Source organism: Terriglobus roseus, from assembly GCF_900105625.1.
Lineage (GTDB): Bacteria > Acidobacteriota > Terriglobia > Terriglobales > Acidobacteriaceae > Terriglobus > Terriglobus roseus_B.
The window spans coordinates 3,416,913-3,443,189 of sequence record NZ_FNSD01000001.1 but is presented as its reverse complement, the minus strand read 5'-3'; the positions used below and the strand labels follow the sequence as shown (position 1 = coordinate 3,443,189).

General features: G+C 60.9%; 24 protein-coding genes. 10 read left to right on the top strand and 14 right to left on the bottom strand.

Annotated elements, in window-relative coordinates; genetic code table 11:
- Positions 1–2 precede the first annotated feature (2 nt).
- From BLW03_RS14245 to rpsJ, 4 genes are all read right to left on the bottom strand, one after another.
- Positions 3–296, bottom strand: coding sequence for a 50S ribosomal protein L23 (locus BLW03_RS14245; protein WP_014787193.1), 294 nt, complete (start codon positions 294–296; stop codon positions 3–5).
- Complete coding sequence (gene rplD, locus BLW03_RS14240) at positions 296–970, bottom strand: 50S ribosomal protein L4 (RefSeq protein ID WP_074654670.1); 675 nt, start codon at positions 968–970, stop codon at positions 296–298. The genes BLW03_RS14245 and rplD overlap by 1 nt, the downstream gene beginning before the upstream one ends.
- A gap of 202 nt (positions 971–1,172) precedes the next feature.
- Positions 1,173–1,913: a 50S ribosomal protein L3 gene (gene rplC, locus BLW03_RS14235; RefSeq protein WP_074654669.1), complete on the bottom strand. Its 741-nt coding sequence runs from the start codon at positions 1,911–1,913 to the stop codon at positions 1,173–1,175.
- Positions 1,914–2,019: 106 nt separating this feature from the next.
- Entirely contained in the window at positions 2,020–2,340 is a 321-nt protein-coding gene (gene rpsJ / locus BLW03_RS14230; protein ID WP_014787197.1) for a 30S ribosomal protein S10, read from the bottom strand.
- A gap of 209 nt (positions 2,341–2,549) precedes the next feature.
- Here rpsJ and BLW03_RS14225 point away from each other — a divergent pair, with 209 nt between their 5' ends.
- Positions 2,550–3,566, top strand: coding sequence for a phosphorylase family protein (locus tag BLW03_RS14225; protein WP_074654668.1), 1,017 nt, complete (start codon positions 2,550–2,552; stop codon positions 3,564–3,566).
- 95 nt (positions 3,567–3,661) lie between these two features.
- Positions 3,662–5,248: a sulfatase family protein gene (locus BLW03_RS14220; protein ID WP_083350745.1), complete on the top strand. Its 1,587-nt coding sequence runs from the start codon at positions 3,662–3,664 to the stop codon at positions 5,246–5,248.
- 27 nt (positions 5,249–5,275) lie between these two features.
- On the opposite strand, the gene BLW03_RS14215 is transcribed toward BLW03_RS14220, so the two are convergent.
- Entirely contained in the window at positions 5,276–6,190 is a 915-nt protein-coding gene (locus BLW03_RS14215) for an AraC family transcriptional regulator (RefSeq protein WP_074656034.1), read from the bottom strand.
- A gap of 123 nt (positions 6,191–6,313) precedes the next feature.
- Here BLW03_RS14215 and BLW03_RS14210 point away from each other — a divergent pair, with 123 nt between their 5' ends.
- Positions 6,314–7,201 carry an SDR family oxidoreductase gene (locus tag BLW03_RS14210; RefSeq protein WP_074654666.1) on the top strand — a complete coding sequence of 296 codons (888 nt, stop codon included), beginning with the start codon at positions 6,314–6,316 and terminating at the stop codon, positions 7,199–7,201.
- Between the two features lie 76 nt (positions 7,202–7,277).
- On the opposite strand, the gene BLW03_RS14205 is transcribed toward BLW03_RS14210, so the two are convergent.
- Positions 7,278–7,937, bottom strand: coding sequence for a YcbK family protein (locus BLW03_RS14205; protein ID WP_244502100.1), 660 nt, complete (start codon positions 7,935–7,937; stop codon positions 7,278–7,280).
- A gap of 330 nt (positions 7,938–8,267) precedes the next feature.
- On the opposite strand from BLW03_RS14205, the gene BLW03_RS14200 reads away from it, so the two are divergent.
- On the top strand, positions 8,268–9,155 hold the full coding sequence (locus tag BLW03_RS14200) for an RluA family pseudouridine synthase (RefSeq protein ID WP_074654664.1): 888 nt from the start codon (positions 8,268–8,270) through the stop codon (positions 9,153–9,155).
- A gap of 134 nt (positions 9,156–9,289) precedes the next feature.
- Here the strand turns inward: BLW03_RS14200 and tuf are convergent, their stop codons facing one another.
- From tuf to BLW03_RS14175, 5 genes are all read right to left on the bottom strand, one after another.
- A complete protein-coding gene (gene tuf, locus BLW03_RS14195) occupies positions 9,290–10,477 on the bottom strand; it encodes an elongation factor Tu (RefSeq protein WP_074652829.1) in 1,188 nt (395 codons plus the stop codon).
- 206 nt (positions 10,478–10,683) lie between these two features.
- Complete coding sequence (gene fusA, locus BLW03_RS14190) at positions 10,684–12,777, bottom strand: elongation factor G (protein ID WP_074654663.1); 2,094 nt, start codon at positions 12,775–12,777, stop codon at positions 10,684–10,686.
- 126 nt (positions 12,778–12,903) lie between these two features.
- Positions 12,904–13,377 carry a 30S ribosomal protein S7 gene (gene rpsG, locus BLW03_RS14185; RefSeq protein ID WP_074654662.1) on the bottom strand — a complete coding sequence of 158 codons (474 nt, stop codon included), beginning with the start codon at positions 13,375–13,377 and terminating at the stop codon, positions 12,904–12,906.
- A 117-nt stretch (positions 13,378–13,494) separates the two neighbouring features.
- Positions 13,495–13,878 (bottom strand): 30S ribosomal protein S12, encoded by a 384-nt coding sequence (gene rpsL, locus BLW03_RS14180; RefSeq protein ID WP_014787212.1) that lies wholly within the window; start codon positions 13,876–13,878, stop codon positions 13,495–13,497.
- A 799-nt stretch (positions 13,879–14,677) separates the two neighbouring features.
- Positions 14,678–15,370, bottom strand: coding sequence for an alpha/beta fold hydrolase (locus tag BLW03_RS14175; RefSeq protein ID WP_074654661.1), 693 nt, complete (start codon positions 15,368–15,370; stop codon positions 14,678–14,680).
- A 101-nt stretch (positions 15,371–15,471) separates the two neighbouring features.
- On the opposite strand from BLW03_RS14175, the gene BLW03_RS14170 reads away from it, so the two are divergent.
- Positions 15,472–15,834 carry a VOC family protein gene (locus BLW03_RS14170; protein ID WP_074654660.1) on the top strand — a complete coding sequence of 121 codons (363 nt, stop codon included), beginning with the start codon at positions 15,472–15,474 and terminating at the stop codon, positions 15,832–15,834.
- Positions 15,835–15,917: 83 nt separating this feature from the next.
- The gene (locus BLW03_RS14165) at positions 15,918–17,993 is read left to right on the top strand and encodes a S9 family peptidase (protein ID WP_074654659.1); all 2,076 of its coding nucleotides are present in this window, start codon (positions 15,918–15,920) and stop codon (positions 17,991–17,993) included.
- Between the two features lie 64 nt (positions 17,994–18,057).
- Here the strand turns inward: BLW03_RS14165 and BLW03_RS14160 are convergent, their stop codons facing one another.
- On the bottom strand, positions 18,058–18,588 hold the full coding sequence (locus BLW03_RS14160) for a DinB family protein (protein ID WP_244502099.1): 531 nt from the start codon (positions 18,586–18,588) through the stop codon (positions 18,058–18,060).
- Between the two features lie 44 nt (positions 18,589–18,632).
- Here BLW03_RS14160 and BLW03_RS14155 point away from each other — a divergent pair, with 44 nt between their 5' ends.
- The 4 genes from BLW03_RS14155 (at position 18,633) to BLW03_RS14140 (ending at position 24,258) form a co-directional block, all read left to right on the top strand.
- The gene (locus tag BLW03_RS14155; protein ID WP_074654657.1) at positions 18,633–19,589 is read left to right on the top strand and encodes a helix-turn-helix transcriptional regulator; all 957 of its coding nucleotides are present in this window, start codon (positions 18,633–18,635) and stop codon (positions 19,587–19,589) included.
- Positions 19,590–19,771: 182 nt separating this feature from the next.
- A complete protein-coding gene (locus tag BLW03_RS14150) occupies positions 19,772–20,473 on the top strand; it encodes a lipid-binding SYLF domain-containing protein (RefSeq protein ID WP_074654656.1) in 702 nt (233 codons plus the stop codon).
- Between the two features lie 138 nt (positions 20,474–20,611).
- Positions 20,612–21,799 (top strand): acetate/propionate family kinase, encoded by a 1,188-nt coding sequence (locus BLW03_RS14145; protein ID WP_074654655.1) that lies wholly within the window; start codon positions 20,612–20,614, stop codon positions 21,797–21,799.
- A 47-nt stretch (positions 21,800–21,846) separates the two neighbouring features.
- On the top strand, positions 21,847–24,258 hold the full coding sequence (locus BLW03_RS14140) for a phosphoketolase family protein (RefSeq protein WP_074654654.1): 2,412 nt from the start codon (positions 21,847–21,849) through the stop codon (positions 24,256–24,258).
- An 84-nt stretch (positions 24,259–24,342) separates the two neighbouring features.
- Here BLW03_RS14140 and BLW03_RS14135 read toward each other — a convergent pair whose 3' ends face one another.
- Together BLW03_RS14135 and BLW03_RS14130 are read right to left on the bottom strand one after the other, a co-directional pair.
- Positions 24,343–25,176 carry a hypothetical protein gene (locus tag BLW03_RS14135; protein ID WP_074656033.1) on the bottom strand — a complete coding sequence of 278 codons (834 nt, stop codon included), beginning with the start codon at positions 25,174–25,176 and terminating at the stop codon, positions 24,343–24,345.
- A gap of 220 nt (positions 25,177–25,396) precedes the next feature.
- A complete protein-coding gene (locus tag BLW03_RS14130; RefSeq protein ID WP_074654653.1) occupies positions 25,397–26,221 on the bottom strand; it encodes a 3-keto-disaccharide hydrolase in 825 nt (274 codons plus the stop codon).
- Positions 26,222–26,277: the final 56 nt, after the last annotated feature.

The window sequence follows — 26,277 nt, the reverse complement described above, 5'->3', positions numbered from 1 at the left end:
GCTTACAGCGAGTTCACGTACTCCGGCATCTTCTCGCCTGGCTGAAGGCGAACATACGCCTTCTTCCAGTCCGGCTTGAAGCCCGTGAACTTACCGCGGCGGCGTTCCTTGCCAAGGAAGTTAGCGGTGCGGACACCGGCTACCTTAACCTTGAAGAGGTTCTCCACGGCCTGCTTGACTTCGGTCTTGGTTGCATCGCAGGCGACCTCAAACACGAGGGTTCCTTCGGATTCCTTGGCAACCATGCCCTTTTCGGTGATCAGCGGGCGACGAATGGTGGTGTAAAGGGTAGCCATTACGCAACCTCCTTCTTCGCAGCCAGCTTACGGCGCGACACGTTCTTCTTCAGCACATCCTGCAGCGCCTCAATGGCAGCCTGCGAGAAGATGGCGTGCTCATAGCGGAGCAGGTCATAGGGGTGAACTTCCGAGCTCAGAACCAGCTCGACGCCGTCCAGGTTGCGCGAACCCAGGAAAAGGTTCTCGCTCAGCTTCTGGCCCGTCTCGACCAGCAAAGCGGTCTTCTTGGCGTCCAGAACATCCAGTGCCTGGCGGTACAGCTTGGTCTTCGGCTCAGCGGTCTCCAGCGTGGAAACAACCGTCAGCTTGCCGTCTGCCAGCTTCGAAGCGAGTGCGGAGCTGAGAGCGCCCAACAACTTCTTCTTCGGGAACTGGTAGTCGTACGAGCGGGGCTGGGGTCCGTGGACCGTACCACCGTGGCGCCAGATAGGCGAACGAACCGAACCCACACGGGCGCGGCCGGTACCCTTCTGCTTCCAAAGCTTCTTGCCCGAACCAGAAACAAGCTTCTTGTTCTTGGTCGCGGCAGTTCCCTGGCGCATGGCAGCGCGGTAGTGGTTCACCGACTCCCAGAGCAGGGCCTTGTTTACTTCGACGCCGAACACCTCGTCCGCAAGCTCCAGCTCGCTGACTTTGTTCCCGCCGAGATCGACTACGTTGATCTTTGCCATCTCTTATTCCTTTGGCTGCCGTTCTATTGCGGCCGCCCTACTTCTCTTGTGTCATCCCGCTGTCGACTGGCTCATGGAGCAGGTCCGCGGCATGCAGATGAAACGGTATTGCTTGAAATTGCCTGACAAGCCGAGGAGGCCGTCATCCGCGACGAAGCGGAGGGTCTGCTTTCGCATCACCCCTCCGCTCACGCGGCAAAAGTTACTTCTTCTTGCTTGGCGAAGCCTTCTTCGAGGCCTTCAGCGGATCGAGCGTACCGGCGCCGGCAAATCCACGACGCTCACGCGGTGGGTTCTTTGCCTTGGAGATCAGGATCGTTCCCTGACGCGGTCCGGGTACTGCACCCTCAACGAGCAGGAGCCCGTCTTCCAGGTCGATACCGCGGATGCGGAGGTTGCGAACCGTGATCTGCGCGTCACCGAAGTGACCCGGCATACGCTGGCCCGGGAAAACGCGCGACGGGAACGACGATGCACCGATCGAACCCTGGATCTGGAACATGTGACCATGCGACTTGGGGCCGCCACCGAAACCATGGCGACGAACAACGCCCGCGAAACCGCGACCCTTGCTCTTGCCGATGATGTCGACGAACTTCTCGCCGTCAAAGATGTCGACCAGAATACGATCGCCAGCCTTGACCTGATCCTCACCCTCGGTGTTCGAACCCGAAGCCGACTCGATGCCGACCTCACGGAGCTCACGTACCGGCGGTGCATCGCTCTTCGCGAAGTGGCCCGTCATCGGCTTGTTGATCTTGGAGGCCTTCACGAACTCGACGAGACCGATCTGGGCGGCGTCATAGCCGTCCTTCGCCTGCGTCTTGAGCTGCGTGATGACGCAGGGGCCGACCTTGATCACGGTTACCGGGTGAACCACACCGGCATCGTCGAAGATCTGGGTCATGCCGATCTTCTTGCCCAACATACCTGTTACTGACATCTTGACTCCTCATCATGCCGCGCAAGTCGTTCCACGCTGGCACTGCCGGGTTTACCCGAATCTTGTTTGCTTGCGCTTTCGCGCGGATGTTGCTGGCAGACCGCCCTTAGCGAGTGACGGTCTTGATCTCTACGTCCACACCGGCCGGCAGGTCGAGCTTCATCAGCGCGTCCACGGTCTGCTGGGTGGGTTCAAGAATGTCGATCAAGCGCTTGTGCGTACGGATTTCGAACGCCTCACGCGACTTCTTGTCGACGTGGGGGGAACGCAGCACGCAGTACTTGTTCTTCATGGTCGGAAGAGGAATCGGACCCGCAACCTGTGCTCCGGTGCGCTTTGCGGTCTCGACGATCTCGCCGGTCGACGTGTCCAGGACACGATAGTCATACGCCTTCAGGCGGATGCGAATTCTCTGCTGTGCAGCCATTGTTCTACTCTCTATCTACGCAAAGATCTGCTTGACGCGGGAGGCCTTTAGGCCAACCTTACGAATATACCGTAAGAGAGGCTCCTCCGCAAAATTCATTTCACATGATTCTGTGTCGTAAGCGCATTCCTGCACGGCGAGTCCTCCGCCTGGGGCGAGGGAAACGAGTACGCCGCCGTGCGGGACAATGGGTCGGCGATACTACTGCCATGCTCCTGCGTGTCGTTCTTTTTCTTACCCTTTTGGCTGGCGGCGCCCTCCCAGCCCAGCAGCACGCGAAGGTCGCGCCGCCGGTCTACGACAGAACACCGCGCCTAGGCATATTGATCCCCAAAGGACCGCCTGATTATGCACTGATGCTGGACGCTCTGCAGGAGCCGAAGCATGTGCGCGACGGCTCATTTGACTTCCAAACCGGGACGATCTTCGGCATTCCGGTAGTGCTTATCATTCAGCCCGCTCCTGGTGAGGTGCTGCGGGCGCTCGGCGCTATGGCCATGTTGCATGACTTCAACCTGCGCGTTCTCCTTTACCCAGGAACGTCAGGAGGTCTGCTGCCGAAAGGAGAGATGGCGCCCGGCGACATCGTGTTAGGGGCGAAAAATGTCGACCATGGAAACTTCTACCTGGCGCGCGACGGTCACATGGAGCCGGGTGAGTTCGTTGGTGTTCAGCCTGGTCAGCTGCACGTAGGGCCTTTATATGCCGATCCAGCATTGCTTTCGCTACTAAGCTGTTCCGCGTCGCGCGTCGCGTCCACGACCGTGCTGCCTTCGTGGGCTGCACCGGTGCGGCACGACGCCCATCCACAGATTTTCTTCTTCGGCATCCAGGGAACGTCGACCATCTGGTCGGACAACAAGGCCTACAGCGAGGCGACCAAGGCCGTGTTTCACCAGATTGACGAGGACGGGGACTGGTACTCCAACCTGGCGGCAAGCCTGTACGACATCCCCTTTCTTGAGGTCTCAGTAATCTCGAACAGCTTCTATGCTTTTCCTGAAGCAGCACGCGGAACACCAGTCGGCCCGGTGACAGAGCCAAACTCGCACGTGATGGCGCAGCGCATCTCGAACCGCATTCTGCTCGATCTCATAGCGCGAAACGGCAAGGAGCTCCTGACCGGCTTATTTACTAACCCGGTGGAATCCCCTTACCCTGCCGCGGATTTTGACGATCCGCGCGACCCTCACGACCTTTTGCGGCATTGCCAGGAACGTCCGTAACGCATGCGTAGCCTCGATGGGGCTTTCCCTCGCCGGACATCAGGCCGACCGGTGATGCCACTAAGATGAAGGCCAATCACCTCGACGGGAAGCACATGAATCGACGCGAATTCGTATCTGGACTGGGCGCAACAGTCGCCGGGGCCACAGTGGCTGACGCATACGCCGCAGTGAAGGCAAAAGCGCCCAGGAAACCGAACCTGATCTACATCTTCGCGGATCAACTGCGCTACCAGTCCTGTGGCTACGCGGGCGATGAGCACGCCCGCACACCGCACATGGATCGCCTTGCGAGTGAGGGCTGCAACGTGCACCAGGCGGTTGCTTCCACGCCCGTGTGCGCTCCTTATCGCGCCTCGCTCATGACGGGCAAGTACCAATCCAGCACCGGCATGGTGATCAACGAGATCCGGCTCAGCCCGGAGCACCGGTGCTTTGGGCATGTGTTGACCGAGGGTGGCTACAACACCGGCTACATCGGCAAATGGCACATGTGGGCCAACCAGCTTGGCCACCACGAACTGGTGAAGAACGGCTTCACGCCGCCCGGGCCTTACCGCCTTGGCTTCGATGGCACATGGTCCGCTTACAACTTCAATCACTACTACTTCCACTCGCCCTACTTCCGCAATGATGCGAAGCCGCATCTGCGGCAGGGTTACGAGCCGGACGGGCAGACGGACGAGGCCATCGACTTCGTGAAGCAGGCCGCGAAGAAGCCCGAGCCGTTTGCACTCTTCCTCTCCTGGGGGCCACCGCACTACCCGTGGGGCCTGGATAACGTGGATGCCCGCTGGTCGGAGCAGTTTCGAGACGTCAACATCCCGCTCTCACCGAGCTACTCCACGAAAAGCGATCCCTATGCCGACGCGTGGCAGAAGCTCCCTGCCGACTACGACGCGAAGGTCCATGACTGGATGCGGACGTACTACGCCCAGACGGCGGGACTCGACGCGAACCTTGGCCGCCTGATGCAGGCGCTGGAGGCCTCCGGCGTTGCGGACGACACGATCGTCGTCTTCACCTCGGACCATGGCGAGATGTTTGGCTCCCATGGCCGACAGGCAAAGCTCATCTTCTACGAGGAGGCAGCACGTGTTCCCTTCCTCGTACGCTGGCCGAAGAAGATCGCAAAGAAGACGGTAACGGACGTGCCGCTGTGCACGCCCGACATCATGCCAACGCTGCTATCCATGATGGGACTGCCCGTGCCGCAGACCGTCGAAGGAGAGGATCTCAGCGCCGCGGTGCTGGGCAAAAAATCCCACGTGAAAGACACGGCTCACATGCAGGGCATGGGAGCAACCGCAGCCTGGGCGGACGGCTCCGAGTGGCGCGCACTCCGCGACCGCGAGTACACCTACGCAATCTACCGCAAGGATCGCAGCGAACTGCTCTTCAACAATCGCAGAGACCCGTATCAGCTTGTGAACCTCGCGGAGGATCGTTCCCAATACGCCACTCTCCAGCACTTCCGCACCATCTCCGAGACGTGGCGCAAGGAACAGAACGACACCTTCGAAAGCTGCAGCTGGTACGAGCGCTGGACGAAGGATCGAAACATCATCAATACGGCAAAGGGCGTTACGCAGGACCTTGCCGCGCTCGACAAACTTGTGACGAAGTGGTTTCCCGGCGGCATCGGTGAGAAGCCTGTGGGCCCGTGGACAGTCGGCACCTGACGATCAACTGCCGCGGGCCATTCGCCGCTAGACAGCCTGCAGTCCGCGCCGATGCTGCCGAGGCGAACACCCTAAGACACGTCGGAACGCCTTGCTGAATGCGCTCTCCGAGTCGTAGCCGAGCGAGCATGCAATCGCCGCAATCGGCTCCGCAGAGGCCTTCAGTTTCTCGCCGGCCAGCAGCATCCGCCAGCGTGTCAGGTACTCCATGGGCGTTGCGCCCGCAGTCTGCTTGAAGCGCAGCGCAAAGATCGACCGCGACATCCCGACGCGCTCCGCCAGGCTCTGCAGCGTCCACGCTCGCTCCGGTTCTTCATGCATGCAGGCCAGTGCCGCGCTCATCTGCTTGTCCGCCAACGCGAACAGCCAGCCGGTGCCAGTCTTCGCATCGTCGGCGAGATGCAGGCGGAGAGCCTGGATGAGCATCATGTATGCCAGTTGCTGCGTGATCAACGCGCCGCCCGGCTGCGGATCGCGCAACTCCTCCCGCATGCGTTCGAGCGACCAGCGCATCACGGCCCGGTCCGACTCCCTGGCGATATGCACGATGGGTGGCAGAGATTGCAGGAGCACGGAGGCGTGACTGCCGGAGAGCATGAAGTGGCCGCCCGCAAGGTAATTGCCGGTGATCTGGTGGTCAGGTAAGGCAGCAGCGGCGCGGATCTGCGGCAACAGGACGTGGAAGTCGATCGGCGTCAGCGAAAGGTCCGTCGCCAGGCTGAAGGGCAGGCCACGCGGCAGGATGAAGCACTCCCCTGCCTGCAGGTGCACCGGCTCCGGCACACCTTCCACGCGCAACCAGCAGTGCCCTGACACCACGGCATAGCACTTGATGCCATCATGCCTCCCAAACTGGATGGCGAGGTCATGCCCAACACCAAAACCGCCGGCGGAGTAGCTCTGGGGCTTCAGGAGCGCGAGTACCTCAGACAATGGATCCACCAAATCCTCCGGACGATCGAGCCAGAACTACGGACTCACAGCATAGATCGTATCGCTTCTCGCTCCCATCTGAATCCCACAGGCTGCGAGAGCGCCTGACTTCTTCACGAAAAGGAAACGCCCATGCGAGTCTTTCTCACCGGCGCCACTGGTTTCATCGGCACTCACATCATCCCGGAACTGCTCACGGCCGGCCACCAGGTCATCGGCGTCACGCGCTCGGAAGAGGGCGCAAAGACCCTGCGCGCAGCCGGCGTCGAACCCTTCATGGGCACGCTCGAAGACCCGGCAGGTCTCGCCCGCGGCGCAGCGCAGGCTGACGGCGTCATCCACTGCGCCTTCGACCATAACTTCACCAACTTTGTCGCCAACTGCGAAAAGGACCGAGCAGCGATCGAGGCCATCGGAGAAGTGTTCAAGGGCTCTGACCGCCCCTTCTTGATGACCTCCGGTGTCGGTTTCGGCGCATCCGAGACACCCGGCCAGCCCGCCACGGAAGACCGTCTCGACCTCGCCCACCCGAACCCGCGCACCGCGTCCGAACTGCTGGCAAACACCCTAGTCGAGCAGGGCGTGAATATCTCAGTCGTCCGGTTACCGCAGGTGCATGACACCGAAAAGCAGGGCCTCATCAGCTACTTCCTCGCCATCGCACGTGAGAAGGGCTACGTGGCTTACCTGGGCGAAGGCAAGAATCGCTGGTCCGCAGCGCATGTGACCGACACCGCCCGCCTCTACCGGCTCGCATTCGATAAGGCCACGCCCGGAGCCCGCTACCACTCCGTCGCAGAAGAAGGAGTACCGGCAAAGGACATCTGCGAAATCCTGGGACAAGGCCTGAAGATGCCAGTCAAGTCCATCACGCCGGACGAGGCAGCAGGCTACTTCGGCTGGATGGCCATGTTCGCCGGCATGGATCTGCCTGCCTCCAGCGAGCAGACCCGCAAGATCCTTAACTGGACCCCGACCGGCCCGGACCTGATCACCGACCTAAAGAACATGAAGTATTAGCAGCGCAGGCGTACTGGGAAACACGAAGGGAGAGGCTTTCGCCTCTCCCTTTATTTGCTTGGATAAATATCTTGCATTACGCGCGGCGATGGCGGCGCGAGTGCTTCCTCGCGGCATGCGGAGCAAACGTCCACTGCCTCACCGGCCCGACATCCACGTGGATGAACTGGCCTCTGGGGTAATACCCCACGCCGCCCGCACCCAGTGACAAAGCAGCATCACGCAGCGTTGCGGCCGACACACCCGGCAGACGGAGATCAATCGCCTTGGCCTCGATATGCTGCGAGTGTTCCGCAGCGTTTGTTGTTCCGCTCGCACGCAGAGCGTCGTTGGTCTCCTGCGTGCGGTAGGCCGACAGGATGTTGATCACGCTGGCCGATTTCCCCACCTTGGCCAGCATGGTGTGCAGCACATCAAAGGTGCGTGGATCGAACTTGGTGACTTCCTGGTTGTGGCTGTCGCGAAGGAAGTTGCTGAGCTTGTCCAGAGCCTCGGGGACGTACGTATCGCCCACGCGGTAGACGACATCGATCATCTCGCCGCCCGGGTGCGCCAGCTTTAACTCGTATTGTTTGCCGTCGGCGGGCAATTCTTCCTCATCCACCGGCAGCAGCCCCATACCCGGCAGGGCGGCATTTACAAAGACATGCGCCATGGCGCGCAGGCGAGGATGACGGCGCACTTCAAACCGGCGAGCGCTTGCGGAAGGCGTGATGAGTCCGAGAAGGACGACCACGCAAAGAGCTGAGATTGAGCCAACGGAAACGAGACGATGAAAAGGCTTGGGGAGACGCAGTGTCAAAGCAACAAAACTCCTGGATTCAATTCGCAGCGCCGACGTTCGCAAGAGACCCTATCGCATTCGTACGAATACTAACCCACCGGATGCGAAAGACATTGCGCAGACACCGCAGCCCTCACCTCGATACTAATCGACAGGCTGGGCTTCTGATCCAGCCGGTCCCTGCCACTCCCGGACATCCACATACACCGAATGTGGAATGTAGGCTCATTCAGCGCTTCAGATCGAGACGTGCCAGCCCGCAGGCTTACACTCAACCCACACATGTTCAACCGGGGCTATGCCTACACCACGGTCATTCGCAGCGAAGACCAAGGACAAGCAGTGCTTGCCCACCTTGCAAGCCGTTACCCGCACTCCACCCCACAGGCCTGGCAGCAGAATCTAGATCACGGCGAAGTCACGCTCGATGGAAAAGTCGCCAGTGGCAGCGAGCCTTTGGTAGCGGGCCAAACTCTCGTCTGGAACAGACCGCCATGGATCGAACCGGACACTCCGCAAGACTTCGAAGTGCTCTTCGAAGATCGGCATCTGTTGGCCGTCAATAAACCCAGTGGGCTGCCCACACTCCCCGGCGCTGGCTTCATGGAAAACACCCTGCTGCGCCTGGTACAGCAGCAGACCCCTGGGGCCGCTCCTGTCCACCGCCTGGGCCGAGCCACCTCCGGCATCGTTCTTTTCGCCAGGACCGCACACGCCGCGGCACAACTGACCGCGAACTGGAACACTCCAAAAATTCAGAAGATCTACCGGGCACTTGCTCAAGGCGTCGCGGAGCACAACACCTACGAGATCCTCACGCCCATCGGCCTCGTACCGCATCCGCTCATCGGATCGGTCTGGGCCGCAAGTCCGGGTGGCAAACCATCAAAGTCATCGGCAAGAGTAATCTCACGGACCCACAGCAACACGACGTTCCAGGTGGGCCTGCACTCGGGCCGCCCGCATCAGATTCGAATCCATCTGGCCTCCATCGGCCATCCCCTGGTGGGAGATCCACTCTACGGCCCCACCGGCCAGCCGCTCGAAAACCTCCCCGGCCTGCCCGGCGATGGAGACTATCGGCTGCACGCCCAGACTCTAAAGTTCGAGCACCCCATCACTGGCGAAACGATCGTCGTTGAGGCACCCTTGCCAACGTCGTTTCGCTAGTTCGAAGCGGATCCCCTGAGCAAGCATAAGGGCCGCAGCGAAAGCTGCGGCCCTTTTGTACTGTCTTATCGAGTTCATCGGCAGCGCCCGGGCTGAAGCCCGGGCCTACCCTGTAAGCATCGTTGTCGCGATGCTTACTTGATGATCTCGGAGATGGTGCCTGCGCCGACGGTACGACCGCCTTCGCGGATGGCGAAGCGAAGGCCCTTTTCCATGGCGACGGGCGTGTGCAGCGTGATCTCCAGAGCGATGTTGTCGCCCGGCATCACCATCTCGGTACCAGCCGGCAGCTTCGCCGATCCGGTCACGTCGGTGGTGCGGAAGTAGAACTGCGGACGGTAGCCGTCGAAGAACGGGGTGTGACGGCCGCCTTCTTCCTTGCTCAGGACGTAGATCTCGCCCTTGAAGGTGGTGTGCGGCGTGATCGAACCCGGCTTGGCAAGAACCATGCCGCGCTCCACGTCGTCCTTCGCCGTACCGCGCAGCAGAAGACCTGCGTTGTCGCCTGCGAGACCCTCATCCAGCTGCTTCTTGAACATCTCCACGCCGGTAACGGTCGTGTTCTGCGTGTCGCGGAAGCCAACGATCTGGGCCGGCTCGCCGACCTTGATCTTGCCACGCTCGATACGGCCAGTGACAACGGTTCCACGACCCGAGATCGAGAAGATATCTTCGATCGGCATCAGGAACGGCAGGTCGACCAGGCGGTCGGGCTGGGGAACGTTGTCATCGACTGCCTGCATCAGCTCGTCGATCTTGGCTTCCCACTGTGCTTCGCCGTTCAGTGCACCCAGTGCCGAACCACGGATGACGGGAACGTCATCGCCAGGGAAGTCGTACTTGCTGAGCAGCTCGCGAACTTCCATCTCGACCAGGTCGATCAGTTCCGCGTCTTCCACGGCATCGCACTTGTTCAGGAACACAACGATGTACGGCACGCCAACCTGGCGAGCGAGCAGAACGTGCTCCTTCGTCTGGGGCATCGGGCCGTCGGTCGCTGCAACCACAAGAATCGCGCCGTCCATCTGCGCTGCGCCCGTGATCATGTTCTTGATGTAATCGGCGTGCCCCGGGCAGTCGACGTGTGCGTAGTGACGGTTCGCCGTCTCGTACTCAACGTGCGACGTCGCGATCGTGATACCGCGCTCGCGCTCTTCCGGTGCGTTGTCGATCGTGTCAAACGAACGGAAAGAGTTCTTCGGGTTGTGCTTCGACAAAACCTTCGTGATCGCTGCCGTCAGCGTCGTCTTGCCGTGATCGATGTGACCAATCGTACCCACATTTACGTGCGGCTTGGACCGGTCGAACTTTTCCTTACCCATGATGTTTCTCTCCTGTTGCTTTTCAGCAAAGTGTTGAAGCTAAACCGTAACGGCTAACGCCGTGTGAATCTTACGCAGAAGTGGCACAGCAAACGCTGTGCCCATCTGAACAACTAAGCCATGAAGGCCGGGCCCGAAGCCCGGCCACCACAGAATTATCCTCAGCACAGACCGCACGACGTTGCAGCTGCTCGTGCGGCAGGCACCTAGCGAGCGTCGCGGCCCTGTGCCTTTGCGATGATCTCTTCCGAAACCATGCGCGGTGTCTCCTCGTACTGCTTGAACTGCATCGAGAAGTTGCCGCGGCCCTGTGTGGATCCACGCAGGTTGGTCGCGTAGCCGAACATCGTGCTGAGCGGCACGGTTGCCTTGATCGCCTGGACGCCGCCGACCATCTCCATGCCTTCGATACGACCGCGGCGGGAGTTGAGGTCACCGATGACCGTGCCCATGTAGTCTTCCGGAACGGTCACTTCGACCGACATCACCGGCTCCAACAGGACAGGCTTTGCCTTGCGAGCGGCTTCCTTGAACGCCATCGAACCGGCGATCTTGAAGGCCATTTCGTTCGAGTCGACGTCATGGTAGCTGCCGTCGTACAGGGAGACCTTGACGTCCACCATCTCGAAGCCAGCGAGCACACCGCCGGCCATGGCTTCCTGAATGCCCTGGTCGATCGGCTTGACGTATTCCTTCGGAATCGCGCCGCCCTTGGTGTCGTTCGTGAACTCGTAGCCCTTGCCCACTTCATTCGGCGAGATGCGGATCTTCGCGTGACCGTAGTTACCCGAACCACCCGACTGACGGATGTACTTACCCTCAGCCTCGGCGCCCTGGCGGATGGTCTCGCGGTAGTTCACCTGTGGCTTACCGACGTTCGCCTCCACCTTGTGCTCGCGCATCATGCGGTCGACGATGATTTCCAGGTGAAGCTCGCCCATACCCGAGATGATGGTCTGGCCGTTGGTGATATCGGTGCGAACGCGGAAGGTAGGATCTTCCTGCGCAAGCTTGGCCAGTGCCATGCCCATCTTTTCCTGGTCGGCCTTGGTCTTCGGCTCAACTGCAACCTCGATAACCGGCTCCGGGAAGTCGATGGACTCGAGCACAACCGGCGCCTTGTCGGTGCAGATCGTGTCGCCCGTGACCAGGTTCTTCAGACCCACAGCAGCGCAGATATCGCCGGCCAGAATCTCCGTGATCTCTTCGCGCTTGTTGGCATGCATCTTCAGCAGGCGGCCGATACGCTCCGTCTTGCGGGTACGCGGGTTCAGAACAGAGTCGCCCGTCTTTAACACACCCGAGTACACACGGATGAAGATCAGCTGGCCGACGAATGGATCGGTCATGATCTTGAAGCCAAGTGCAGAGAACGGCTCGCTGTCATCGGGCTTGCGGATGATCTCGACTTCGGCATCTTCCGGATCGTGGCCGATCATCGGCGGAATGTCCAGCGGGCTGGGCAGGTAATCGACGACCGCATCCAGCAGCGTCTGAACGCCCTTATTCTTGAAGGACGAACCCATCAGAACCGGGAAGATCTTCATGGCGATGGTCGCCTTGCGGATCGCGTTCTTCAGCTCAGGGATCGTCGGCTCTTCGCCTTCGAGGTACTTCTCCATCAGCGCGTCGTCGGAATCCGCAACAGCCTCAATCAGGTGCTGACGGAACTCCTTCGCCTTGTCGAGAAGGTTGGCGGGAATCTCTTCCACGTCATACTTCGCGCCCATGGTCTCGTCGTGCCACAGGATGGCCTTCATCTCGACGAGGTCAACGACGCCGGCGAACTTCGCCTCTGCGCCGATGGCGAGCTGAATCAGGATTGCGTTCGCACCCAGGCGCTCACGGATGGTGCCCGTTGCGTACTCCGCGTCGCCGCCGTTCTTGTCCATCTTGTTGATGAAGCAGATACGGGGGACCTTGTACTTGGTGGCCTGGCGCCACACGGTCTCAGACTGCGGCTGCACACCGGCAACGGCATCGAAGCAGGCCACGGCGCCGTCCAGCACGCGCAGCGAGCGCTCCACCTCGGCCGTGAAGTCCACGTGGCCGGGCGTGTCGATGATGTTGACGCGATAGTTGTTCCAGGTGCAGGTGGTTGCAGCGGAGGTGATGGTGATGCCGCGCTCCTGCTCCTGCTCCATCCAGTCCATGGTGGCGGTGCCTTCGTGTACTTCACCGATGCGGTGATTCACGCCGGTGTAGAACAGGATGCGCTCGGTCGTCGTCGTCTTGCCGGCGTCGATGTGGGCCATGATGCCGATGTTGCGGCATTTGTCGAGTGAGATAGTGCGTGCCACGTTGTGTTCTTCTTCTCCGGAACTAACTTCCGGTGTCCTTCGCAGATTCAGGAGTAAGCCAGACCGCCTGACTTACTCCTGATTTGCTTGACCAAACTACATGAGTTACTCGAGTGACTTCAGCGACTACCAGCGGTAGTGAGCGAAGGCCTTGTTGGCCTCAGCCATACGGTGAACGTCTTCCTTCTTCTTCATCGCAGCGCCGCGGCCATTGGCAGCGTCCAGGAGCTCGGCCGTCAGCTTGTCGACCATGCCCTTCTCGCCGCGCGAACGGCCGTACGATACGAGCCAGCGGATAGCCAGCGAGGTGCGGCGCTCCGGGTTCACTTCGATCGGCACCTGGTAGTTCGCACCACCAACACGGCGGGACTTGACTTCCAGAAGGGGCTTCACGTTCTCAACAGCCTTCTTGAAGAGCTTCAGTGCGTCGTCTCCGCCGCCCTTTGCTTCCAGGTTGGTCATGGACTCGTAGAAGATCTTCTGTGCGGTCGACTTCTTGCCGCCCCACATCATGCTGTTGACGAACTTCGTAACCAGCTGCGAACCGTATACCGGATCCGGAGCTACCTCGCGCTTGGCGATATGACCTTTACGTGGCATCTTTCTCTCTCTTCTTCTTCCTCCAGCGCCGTAGACCTCTCAAGCATCTGGACCTGTGGTTCAAAGCCGCGGGCAGAACTCAATCCGCCCGCTGCCGGAATTCCTTGAATCTCAAAACTACTTCGCGACAGCCTTCGGACGCTTTGCGCCGTACTTGCTGCGGCTCTGCTTGCGCTTTGCAACGCCAACCGAGTCAAGCGTTCCGCGAACGATGTGGTAACGCACACCCGGCAGATCCTTCACACGGCCGCCACGGATAAGGACGATCGAGTGCTCCTGCAGGTTGTGGCCTTCGCCCGGGATGTAGCTGGTCACTTCGATACCGTTCGTCAGACGAACACGCGCAACCTTACGGAGCGCCGAGTTCGGCTTCTTCGGTGTCTGGGTGTACACACGGGTGCAAACACCACGCCGCTGCGGCGATCCCTGCAATGCCGGGCTGGCCGTCTTGTAGTTCGGCGCAGTGCGGCCCTTCTTCACAAGCTGATGAAACGTAGGCACGGTAACTCCCTGAAACTCTTGTCTAAACTGCTGAACTTTGGGTGTCTGCTTGAACCGCGCACTGTCAGGAGTGGCGATCTCAGGCTTTCTGTGACGGGAAGCGGCGCCGAATAAAGCACCTGCGAACCCCTCCAACCGTCGCTGGCGCAGGACTACACGCACCACGGCCGGAAACCTCGGAACCCTTCTACTGTAGCAAGTCGGCGCTGGAGCGTCAACGAAACGCTGCCAAATCTGTGAACAATGACGCCTGACAAACAAATAGTAAACGGCCGCCGTAGGCCCCCGATCGCAGACGGAAGCTCATAGGCGCAGCCAACACCGCGAAGGGTTCAAAGCGGACTGAAGGTCTGCGACTTCCTCCAATGTGAGTGGTTCAAAGCGGGCTGTAGGCCCGCAACTTCCTAGCCCAGGGCAAAGCCCTGGGGCCAGGATCAGTGGAGCGATTCGCGGGCTGCAGGCCCGCGACAAAATCTGCCGCTTTGGAGACATTGAAGTTCGTCTAGATTCCTGTCGCGTGCCTTCAGCCCGCTTGTTTTCTTCCGATGCAAACCCAGGGCTGCGCCCTGGGCTAGGAAGTCGCGGGCCTGCAGCCCGCTAAAAACAAGGTTCTACCGACAAGATCAACCCTACGGCGACACGTCTGCTGCCTCTTGGTTTCGGATCTTTGTTGGTCTTCTGATCTCCTGACTCCTGATCCCTGCCTCCTGGTCCCCTGATTTGTTGATCTCCTGCCTTCTGGTCTCTGCCTCCTGGTCTCCTGTTTGGTTGATCTCCTGATCTCCTGAAGCCGTTCGAGCTAGGCGGTAATCCAGTCGACCAGCGCCCGATTCACCGCCCCCGGCTGCTCCAGAGTTGAACCGTGCCCGCAATCCTTCACCACGACCAGCCGGGCGCCAGGAATCGCCGAAGCCATCTCCTGCGCCCGATCGACCGGCGTGAGCGCATCGCCGTCGCCCACCAGCACAAGTGTCGGCACCTTGATCGATGACAGCCCCGGAAGGCTGTCCGGACGTCCGATGATCGCCTCCGTCTGGCGCCTGAAGCCGTCCAGGCCGACCGCAGCAACCATCCGTTCCGCCGCCGCCCGCAGCCGCGGATCGTGCTGGCGCGACGGGTGAAAGATTGCCATCAGGACCGCCGCGCCTAACGGCTTAAAATCCTCGTTCTCCGTCCGAGCCAGGATCGTCCGCCGGAACGCCGTCTGCTCCGGTGTGTCCGGACGTGCGGAGGTGTCCAATAGCGCCAGCTTCAAGACCCGCTCGGGAGCTTGCCGCAGGATTTCAAAGCACAGGTAACCGCCCATTGAGATCCCGGCCAGTGCGAACTTCGGCGGTGCAGCTGCCAGAATCGAGACAGCGATCTCCGCCATCGTGGTCCCCGCCAGGGTCGAAGCTACGGTGACGGGACCATAAGGCCATAGGGCTGCTATCTGTGATTCAAAGACTTCCGCCGAGCACAACAAACCAGGAACAAGAACAATCGGTGTCATTTTTCCAGCCTAATCGGACGCACCGTGCTCCCGGCTTTCCCGGCGCACCTTGCCACTATGGAAGATGGCGCTGAGCGCTTTACTCTTCAAGAGAGGACCTCATGGACGCAAGCGGGAGATTGACTTCTATCGGCCAGCCCGTCCCTGAGCTGCCAGTTGCGGACGTGGAGCGGGCACAGCAGTTCTATCGCGACGTGTTCGCGTTCGAGGTCCGATGGCTCTCCACGGACAAGACCATTGGTGCGGTCTCACGAGGTGACGCCGCAATCTTCTTTCGACAGCGCCAGGCACCGTTTGAGCCCGCCGTTCACTGGATCTTCGCGCCGGACATCGACGCAACCTACCGGGAACTCAAGTCGTCCGGAGCCGACGTCGTTGATCCTCTGGAGAGAAAACCCTGGGGACTGCGACAGTTCACGGTCCGGGATCCTGACGGAAATCTCTTCTATTTCCACTGTGACTAGAAAGAAATTGCGTCCGGCTCTCAGGCAGGCAGACGTCTCAATTTGTCCGGCGACCGACTTCTCTTCCCTGCTAGCCTTTTGCCATGCGCTTTTCTGCAGTTGCCTCCGCGGCCGGCCTGGCTGCCAGCCTCCTTATCGCCCCCTATGCCACCGCCCAGCGCCCCGGCTCAGACACCACGAACATCTTCACCCCCGAGATGAAGTTCTTCGCGAACCCCGATCCGCGCATCGCGCAGTACGAGTCATCGCAGCGCACCGGGACGCCCGTCCGCCAGATTGGCGCTGTCGAACTGTCCCCGGACGGCAAGAAGATCGCCTGGATCGTCGGCACCGAGCCCGTTGCAGGTGGCGGACGCCGCGGTGGCATGCAGCTGCACATCAGCCCGGCTCTTTCGCCCAGCCCGTCCGAACCGGCCATCTCTGCTGGCGATGGCTGCAGCAGCAGCCTGCCGCGCTGGTCGCCCGATGGTGCCACGCTCGCCTTCGTCGGCACCTGTGCCGACCATCAGCCGCAGATCTACCTGCGTGACGCCAGCGGCAAGGTTTCGCAATTGACGCACATCAAGGGCACACTGACCTCGCCCACGTGGGCCCCGGATGGCTCCTCGATCGGATTCCTGTATGTAGAGAACGCCACGCGTTCCGCCGGTGCCCTTGCCGCCATGAAGCCGCCCGCCGGCGTCGTCGGCCAGGATGGTGTGGAGATCCAGTGGGTCGCCGCTGCGAACGCGAAGACCGGTGAGGTCAGTGTCGTATCGCCGAAGACACTGCATGCATACGAGTTCGACTGGGCCCCCGACTCGAAGCACGTTGCCTTTATCGCCGCCAACCCGCCGGGCGAGAACACCTGGTGGATCGCGCAGATGTACACCGTCGCGACCGGCGATCCGTCCAGCGCGAAGTCGATTCTGAATCCTGTCACGGCGGGCGGCTCGCTCCATGGCCTTCAGATCGCCGTGCCCCGCTACTCGCCCGATGGCCGCAACATCGCCTTCATTGGCGGCCTCATGTCCGACCAGGGTTCCACTGGCGGCGACATCTACCTGATGGGCTCGGACGGCAGCGGCCTGCAGGACTTGACCACCGGCCGCAAGTCCACGCCCGTCTACATCGCCTGGGCAGACAACGACCACATCGCGTTCAGCGAGTACCACTCGGGCAAGAGCCACCTTAGCGTCCTCGGCACCAACGGCAAAGAGCTGCTCGCAGGCTGGACGGCGCCACAGTCCGTCGCCAGTGGTCGCGCGGCAGCGTCGTTCTCCTTCTCGCCCGCGGCCAAGATGATCGCCTTCACCTCGGCCGGCCCCGATAAGGCCGTCGAAGTGTACGCAGGAGATCCGCGCGGCATCCGCGCTGTCACCCAGATCAACGCACACGCCACCAGCGCGGCAAGCAAGACGGTTTCGGTCGAGTGGGATAACGATGGCTTCCACGTGCAGGGCTGGCTGACGCTGCCGGAAAACTATGACCCCGCGAAGAAGTACCCCATGATCGTCAGCGTGCATGGCGGCCCGTCGGCAGAGGTCGGTCCAAGCTTTGGCGGTGCTGGCGCCGGTCTGTATGCGCATCTCGGCTACTTCCTGCTGCAGCCCAACCCGCGCGGATCGTACGGCCAGGGCGAAGCCTTCGTTCAGGCCAACCGAAAGGACTTCGGCTACGGCGACCTCCGCGACATCCTCAAGGGTGTCGACGCCGCAGAGAAGCAGTACAGCATCGACGACAAGCGCCTCGGACTCACCGGCTGGAGCTACGGCGGTTTCATGAGCATGTTCGCCATCACCCAGACGAACCGCTTCCGCGCGGCAGTCGCCGGAGCCGGCATCAGCAACTGGCAGAGCTACTACGGCGAGAACTCCATTGACCAGTGGATGGTGCCCTTCTTCGGCGCAACCGTCTATGACGATCCCGCCGTTTACGCCAAGTCCTCCGCCATCAACTTCATCAACAAGGTCACCACGCCCGAACTGATTCTCGTAGGCGATCGCGACGGCGAATGCCCCGCACCGCAGAGCTACGAGATGTGGCACGCACTGCGCGCGCTTGGCAAGAAGACCGAACTGGTCGTCTACCCCAACGAAGGCCACGGCTTCACCAACCCCGCGCACAATGCGGACCGCACCGCACGCACCGTGGCATGGTTCGAAGACAACATGAAGTAGTCAGTTCTCCACGACCTGCGAAGAGGCCCGGCAACCAGCCGGGCCTCTTCGCTTTAGCATTCACTTAGCTGCGGTCGTAGAACAGCGGTGGCTCGATTCCAAGAGCGCGAAGATACACGTATCCCTGCCCGCGGTGATGGATCTCGTTCTCGATGGCGTACTGGATCATGGTCAGGCCGGGCATCTCCCACTGCCCGAACGCCTTGTCTACTTCGCTGAAGCGGGCCTCCGGAATGCCGGGAAACTTCTCGTTCAGCTGCTCCGTCTGCACGTCCCACAAACGCAGCAGATCTGCCTTTGTCGTCGGTTTCGCAAACTTGAACTCTTCCCACTTACCGGTCGCCACGCCGTCCACGACCGGAATGACCATGCCGAGAAATTCGCAGCTCAGTTCACCGAAGGTCCGCATGCCGCCCACGGAAAAGTGAAAGAGCTTGTCCTCCGGAAATGCCTCGATGACCTTTCGGGTGAGCCGTCTGTGTTCCTGCCAATGCTTGAGCAGATCATCTGCCGTGATCAGCTTGAATCCTGCCGTTTCGTTCGCCATTGCCTCGTCCTCCGCAGCCTCTTCGGCTAACCTCAGAATAGGGAGCATTCCCGACAGCCTGTGTCGTAGATCGCCGAAAGGATGGAGGCAGCATGTACGACCCCATCATGCGCGTCTTCATCGTCCTCGAGATCCTGCAGGGCCGTGACCACGTCACAGGCGCAGAACTGGCCCAGCGACTCGAAGTGGACCTTCGCACGGTGCAGCGGTACATCGTACGGCTGAAGGATCTGGGAATCCCGATTGGGTCTTCGCCCGGCGTGGGTGGGGCATACCGCCTGCGGCGCGGATTCCAGTTGCCTCCCCTTCTGCTGACGAATGAGGAGGCCTTCGGACTCTCGCTGGGTTTGCGTGCGCTCCGACAGATCGGGCTGGCAGCCTTCGCTCCTGCGACCGAGGGTGCATTGGCCAAGCTGGGGCGCGTCCTCCCGGACTCCCTGCGCGAAAGCATTCGCACCGTGGAAGATGTCGTCTCTCTTGAACCTGGCCCCTGGGTGGCACCCACATCGATGGAGTGCCTTGTGACATCCGCTTCTGCGATCCGCGCCGAACGGCGCATATTCTTCGCGTACCAGTCGCACGACCAGACCACGTCGAACCGCGAGATTGAGCCCTACGCCATGATGCACACGGACGGCCGCTGGTACCTGATCGGCCGCTGTCTCGCCCGCAATGCCCTGCGCACCTTCCGGCTGGATCGCATGACGCAGGTTGAGATGCTCCCCACCTCATTCGACCGCCCAACAGACTTCGACGCCCGCCGCTACATGGCGGAGCGAATGCCTTTCATCCAGTCGGAACACCAGATCGATGTCTGGATCGATATGACAGTGAAGGAAGCAAACCACAACTTTGCCCTGTGGCGTGTCTCCATGCTGCCGGAGCAGGGCGGTATCCGTCTCCGCTGCGGACGCGATCGCCTGGAGTTGTTCGCAGCCATGCTGCTCAGTACAGGGCGCAGGATCGTCGTGCATCACCCCGCCGAGCTACGGGAAACATTTCATCGGATCTCCCTCCGAGCGACAGAGGCTGCCGCCAGCACTCCATAGGTCCAGGTCACGCCGTTATCGCAGACTCGGTGAAGAAAACATGCGGCGGGCTGCCATCAAGCAAGGCCGTCACACCAATCACCCGATAGCCGCCGACATGCGCCGTTCTGGGCGAGCTTCTGCATGGCAGACAACACTTTCCGTTCTGACATCGTCTCCCGTCACAGTTCCCAAGGAGACCTATGCGCCATCTGATCGCCTCTGCCCTCGTTGCTCTGACTGTGATTGCTGCCCCCGCCGCACAGGCCCAGGGACCGGAGAAACTAACTAACCGCATTAACAAGGCGCATGAAGTCCTGCACTCGCTGATGGACACGCCGGACAAGGGTGTGCCGCTCGATATTGCCGCCTCCGCACAGTGCGTCGTCGTCGTGCCTGCCTTCAAAAAAGCAGCATTCGTCTTCGGCGGTGAGTATGGTCAGGGTGTCGCAACCTGCCGCACAGGTCATGGCTGGAGCGCGCCCGTATTCGTTCAGATGGCTGGCGGCAGCTTCGGCTTCCAGATCGGCGGCCAGTCCACCGACATCGTCCTGATCGGCCGCACCCATAAGAGCCTCGACCACCTGCTGCATGACAAGGTCAAGCTGGGCGGCGACGCTTCCGTTGCAGGCGGCCCGGTGGGTCGCGATGCGCAGGCATCTACAACCGAACTGGCCAACGCTGAGTTCCTCACGTACTCGCGTAACAAGGGTCTCTTCGCCGGCATCGATCTCAACGGCGATGAAGTCAACCAGAACAAGAAGGACACCACAGAGTTCTACGGTAAGGAGATTCCTTACGCCACGGTACTCAGCGGTGCCGTTCCGACTCCGCCGGCAGCACAGCACTTTATCAAGACGGTGAACGAACTCTTCCGCAAGGGCCGCGTTCGCGAAAGCAAGTAATCTCGCGCCAGAGCAACGGCAAGGGATGTAAGAACTGCGAAAGGCCTGGCTACCTGCCGGGCCTTCGCATTTCGCACTGCAGTGATTCCCGTCACGAAGCATTCAAACGCCTCAGCGTAAGCTCGTCCAAGGTGACGCATGAATGTACTTGTCCTGAACGCCGGATCGTCATCGATCAAATTTTCGCTCTTCAATCTGTACGACGAAACCTCTGACCCGCGACTGTTACTGGACGGGGAGTTGAGCGACACGGCAAAGCCACAGGCCACGCTCGAGTTCTCTCAGGACGATCAGGCGAAGGAGAAGCGATCGGTTCCGGGTGGGGGGAACAATGCTGCGGCCATCGGCAGCGTGCTGGATACGGTTGCGTCCGCCAACGCGGGCAAGGTCGATGCCGTCGGCTATCGCGTCGTGCATCCGGGCCCGCACATCACCGGCCATGCACGCGTCACCGAAACACTGCTCAAAGAATTGGAAGCTGCAGCAGCCTTCGCCCCGCTGCACGATCCTGAGGCAGTCGACCTCATCCGCGAAACCATGCGGCGGATGCCCGGCATCCCGCACGTGGCGTGTTTCGATACGGTCTTCCACCAGACCATGCCGGAAGAAGCGAGCACTTATCCCATTCCAAAGGATCTTCGCGATCGCGGCGTAAAGCGTTACGGATTCCACGGTCTCAGTTGCGAGTCGGTTGTACGCCAGCTGCGACTCGCCGGGCCGCTGCCGCAGCGGCTGGTCATTGCGCATCTGGGCAGCGGCTGCAGCGTCACTGCGGTGTTGGATGGCCTTTCAGTCGATACCACCATGGGCCTAACGCCCACCGGCGGCATCGTCATGGGAACTCGCCCGGGCGATCTTGACCCGGGCCTGATGCTCTACCTGTTGCGGCGCGAAGAAGGCCCCGACGCCGCAAAGAACGTGGAGCACCTGTTGAATCATGATGCCGGCATGGTCGCGCTCACCGGCCTTCCCAACGACATGAAGGCTGTTCGTCAGGCAGCCGCAACCGGCAACCACGCTGCGTTGCTGGCGCTGAAGATCTTCACACGCGGTATCCGCAAGGCCATCGGCAGTTTTGCATGGCTGATGGGCGGTCTTGATGCCATCGTCTTCACCGGCGGCATCGGCGAGCATGATGCTGCGACGCGGCTGGAAGTGCTTGCCGGCAGTGACGTCTCCATTAACTCCTCGCTAAACCAGCTACAGGATCAGAACCTTCACAGCATCAGCGCATCCGATTCAAAGACGGCGGTCTTCGCCGTCACCGCCCAGGAAGATCTTGTCATCGCCCTGCACGCGAAACGCATCGTTTCGGCGGACGCATAGAACGACAACCCGGTGCCGAGGTCTCGGCATGGCTAGAGGTTCTGCGCATGAGTTCGACTGCTCCAATTCCCACCATGGATGTTCTTTCCATCGACGAACTGCGCAAGATGGACGCCTACTGGCGCGCGTGTAACTACCTGTGCGTCGGCATGCTGTACCTTGTCGCGAATCCTCTGCTGCGCGAGCCGCTGAAGCCGGAGCACATCAAGAACCGCCTGCTGGGCCACTGGGGATCCGACCCGGGCCAGACCTTCACATGGGTCCACCTCAATCGCCTCATCAAGAAGTACGACCTCAACATGATCTATCTCGCAGGCCCCGGACACGGTGCGCCCGCAACCCTCTCGAACAGCTATCTCGAAGGTGTGTATTCGGAGATCTATCCGGACAAGAGCGAGAATCTCGAAGGCCTGCAGAAGTTCTTCAAGCAGTTCTCCTTTCCCGGCGGCATCGGCAGCCACTGCACACCGGAAACGCCCGGCTCCATCCACGAAGGCGGCGAACTCGGCTACAGCATCTCGCACGCCTTTGGCGCGGTCTTCGACAACCCGGACCTGATCGCAACGGTCGTCGTCGGCGATGGCGAAGCGGAGACCGGCCCCCTTGCCACCTCGTGGCATTCCAACAAATTTCTGAACCCCGTGCAGGATGGCGCTGTTCTTCCCATCCTGCATTTGAACGGCTACAAGATCGCCAATCCGACCATCCTGGCGCGCATCACGCCAGAGGAGTTGGAGCATCTCTTCCTCGGCTATGGATGGCAGCCCTACATTGTCGAAGGCGATGACCCCGCGGTGATGCACCCGAAGATGGCTGCGGTCACCGAGCACTGCATCAAGGAGATCCGCGCGATCCAGGCGAAGGCACGTTCCGCAGCACCGGGAGCACCGGTCGAGAGGCCACGCTGGCCCATGATCATCCTGCGCACGCCCAAGGGCTGGACATGCCCCAAGGAGATCGACGGCCACAAACTGGAAGGCTCATGGCGCGCACACCAGATGCCGATCCTCGACCCCGTCACCAACCCGGCACACCTGAAGCTGGTGGAGCACTGGATGCGCAGCTACAAGCCGGAAGAACTCTTCGACGAGGCCGGCAAGCTGATCGCAGAACTGAAAGAGATGGCGCCCGTCGGCGATCGTCGCATCACCGCCAACCCGCATGCCAACGGCGGCAAGCTGCGCAAGCCACTGGATCTGCCACGCTTCGCAGAGTATGCCGTAAAGGTCGAGCAACCGGGCCACGTGATTCTGTCGTCAACCGACACTCTCGCGCATTTCCTGCGGGATGCCATGCGGAAGAACATGACCAGCTTCCGCGTCTTCGGTCCGGATGAGACGGCTTCCAACAAGCTGCAGGTTATCTACGAAGGCAGCCACGGCAAGACGTGGATGGCGGCGCAGTTGCCGGAAGACGCAGACGGCGGCTACCTCTCCACCACGGGCCGCGTCATGGAAATGCTCAGCGAGCACACGCTTGAGGGCTGGTTCGAAGGCTACGTTCTCACCGGTCGTCACGGCTTCTTCTCGACCTACGAAGCCTTCGTCCACATCATCGACTCCATGTTCAACCAGCACGCCAAGTGGCTTGAGAAGTCAAAACTCGAGCTGCGGTGGCGTCAGCCGATCTCCTCCATCAACCTGCTCATCACTTCACTGGTGTGGCGGCAGGATCATAACGGCTTCACCCATCAGGATCCGGGCTTCCTCGACATCGTCACCAACAAAAGCCCGGAAGTTACGCGAATCTATCTTCCACCCGATGCGAACTGCCTGCTGAGCGTGGCAGACCACTGCCTGCGCAGCGTGGATTACATCAACGTCATCGTCGCAGACAAGGCCGAGCACCTGCAGTACCTGACCATGCCGCAGGCCATCGACCATTGCACCAAGGGCATCGGCATCTGGGACTTCGCCAGCAATGACGAGGGCGTGGAACCGGATGCAGTGATCGCCTGCGCCGGCGACATTCCAACGTCGGAAGCACTCGCAGCCGTGGCAATCCTTCGCGAACGCTGCCCCGACGTGAAGCTGCGCTTCGTCAACGTGGTTGACCTCTTCCGCCTCATGCCGGAACGTGAACATCCGCACGGACTCTCCGAGCGGGAGTTCGACAGCCTGTTCACCATCGACAAGCCGGTCATCTTTAACTTCCACGCCTACGCCGCGCTCATCCACAAACTCACGTACAAGCGTAAGAATCACGACAACTTCCATGTGCGCGGCTACAAGGAAAAGGGCAACATCAACACGCCGCTGGAACTCGCCATCCTGAACCAGGTGGATCGCTTCAACCTGGCGATTGACGTCATAGATCGCGTTCCGAAGCTACAGGCAACGGCTTCCCACACGAAGCAGTGGCTGCAGGACCAGATCATCGAATGCGTGAACTACGCGCATGCCAACGGCATCGACTCGCCGGAGCTGCGTAACTGGACGTGGACGACGCCGACTGCCTAGCAACGCAGCGAAAGGGCCTGCTTAAGTGCAGGCCCTTTTGCTTTGTTGTAGAAAGCCAAGGTTGTCTGCCAAAAGGCATGAGCGCTACGGACGAATAAGATCTAAGCCCTGCTGCAGCGTCAGGCCATCCGGCACGGCGCGAATCTCCGTCCGCACCGTCTCCTGCTGCTTTGCCAGCGACTTCGCCAGCAGGATCTTTCCACCCATGTGCACGCTCATCGCGCGCGTCTTCCAGTCGCTCCCCTTGATGGGGATGCGTTCCAGGCGGAAGTTCCCACCCTGCTCAATCCTGCCGATCAGGCCGAAGCCAAACGTCACAGGATGCTGGATGGAAGCCTGCAGCGTGCAGAGACGACCGGTTGGCTCCATGACGGAGATCGTACCGGCCATCGCCGCGCCCACACGCTCTTCGAATCCTGACGGCTGAAAGTTAGGGTCGGGTTCAAAGCGAAACTGCAGGCACTCGCCCTTCGTGCCGTCGGGCACAATCATAAACGCTCGCGGCAGCAGTTGCAGCAGACGCGTGGCGTGGACTTCGTCATCCTTGTGCGCCTGCGCCAGCCTGCGAAACTCATCCGGGTTCGCCACCAGCGCCTGCAGACGTTGCGACTCGGCAGCAGCCTGTGCGGGCGTCAACGGAGTGCCATCCACGGCGACCAGCTGACGGAGCATCCCGTCACCGATCTCGACGACATGCTCCCGCCACAGGTGTCCGCCGGTGCGATCGGAACGTTCGTCGGAGGTGTAGGCGAAGTGGGACTGGTGCTGGCGGGCGGCAGTCTCATTGGAAGCCATCGCGGTGATGATGGCGGGCGTTGCCGCGGGACACATCGCCACTCCCAGGGCAGCCATACAAAGGGAGGCCAGGACGCTCTTCCAGGATGGCCGTGCCGCATGCTGCCGGGGACTGCAGGTCATCGTCATCGCTCCTCGTTCCATTACCACTGTCGCATCGGAGCTTGAAACCGCCCTGAAGGTTGTGACGATCCGCCGCTTCAACGACGTTCTGAACGTCCCGGCAGAGCTTCATACCGCGGCGGCAGGAGTGTTTCACTCCCTTGAAAGACTGCGCGACGAACAAAAGGGTGCCGCGCCTCTCCCGGCCCGGCACCCTTTCCGCGAGAAAGTGATGCGACGTCTAGTGGCTTGGGCCGATGTCGTGGACGGGCCGAACCCAGATGTTGCGGAAGCTCAGCGGCTCACTCTTATCACCGTGCGCCTGCAGCTTGATGGGAGCGGTGTCATACGCCTTGTAGACCGGCTGGCCCACGTACAGCGTCTCGCCCTTTAATTGGAAGTGATTCTCGACCAGCACGCCGTTTTCGAAGACCGTGGCGAAGGCCGGGGTCTGCACGCTGCCATCTGCATTGAACCGCGGTGCGTTCCAGACAATGTCATAGCTCTGCCACTCGCCCGGCTTGCGTGCCGCGTTGGCCAGCGGCGCGGTCTGCTTGTACAGGCTGCCCAGCATGCCATTGGTATAGGTCGGGTTGTTGTAGCTGTCCAGGATCTGCAGCTCATACCCTGCGTCGCCCTTGCCCGTGGATGCCAGGAAGACACCGCTGTTGCCACGTCCCTGGCTTTCGCCCGTGATGTTCGCAGGGATGCGCCATTCCAGGTGCAACTGGTAGTCCTTGAAGCGCTGCTTCGTCTCAATGTTGCCGAGACCGCCCTTCTTCACGGTCAGAATTCCGTCGGTGATGACCCAGTCCGCAGGCGAGCCGTCCTTTACGGCAACCCACTGCGAAAGGTCTGTCCCATCGAACAGCTTCACCGCGTCCGAGGGCGCAGCGCCTACGGTTGCGGCGGGCGTCACGACCGGTGGCACAGGCTGGTAAAACTCCGTGTCCTCATGCTTTGGGCCGGGGGCAGCAGCGGCTGGCGCCGCCTGGGCATGAGCAGCGAACGGGACAACTGCGATTGCAGCAAGGACGATCAGCGACGAAAAGTTAGAACGCACCATAGTGCCGGAAGAATATACCGGCACGCGCAGATTTGCATGGGTGCCACGCCAGCCCC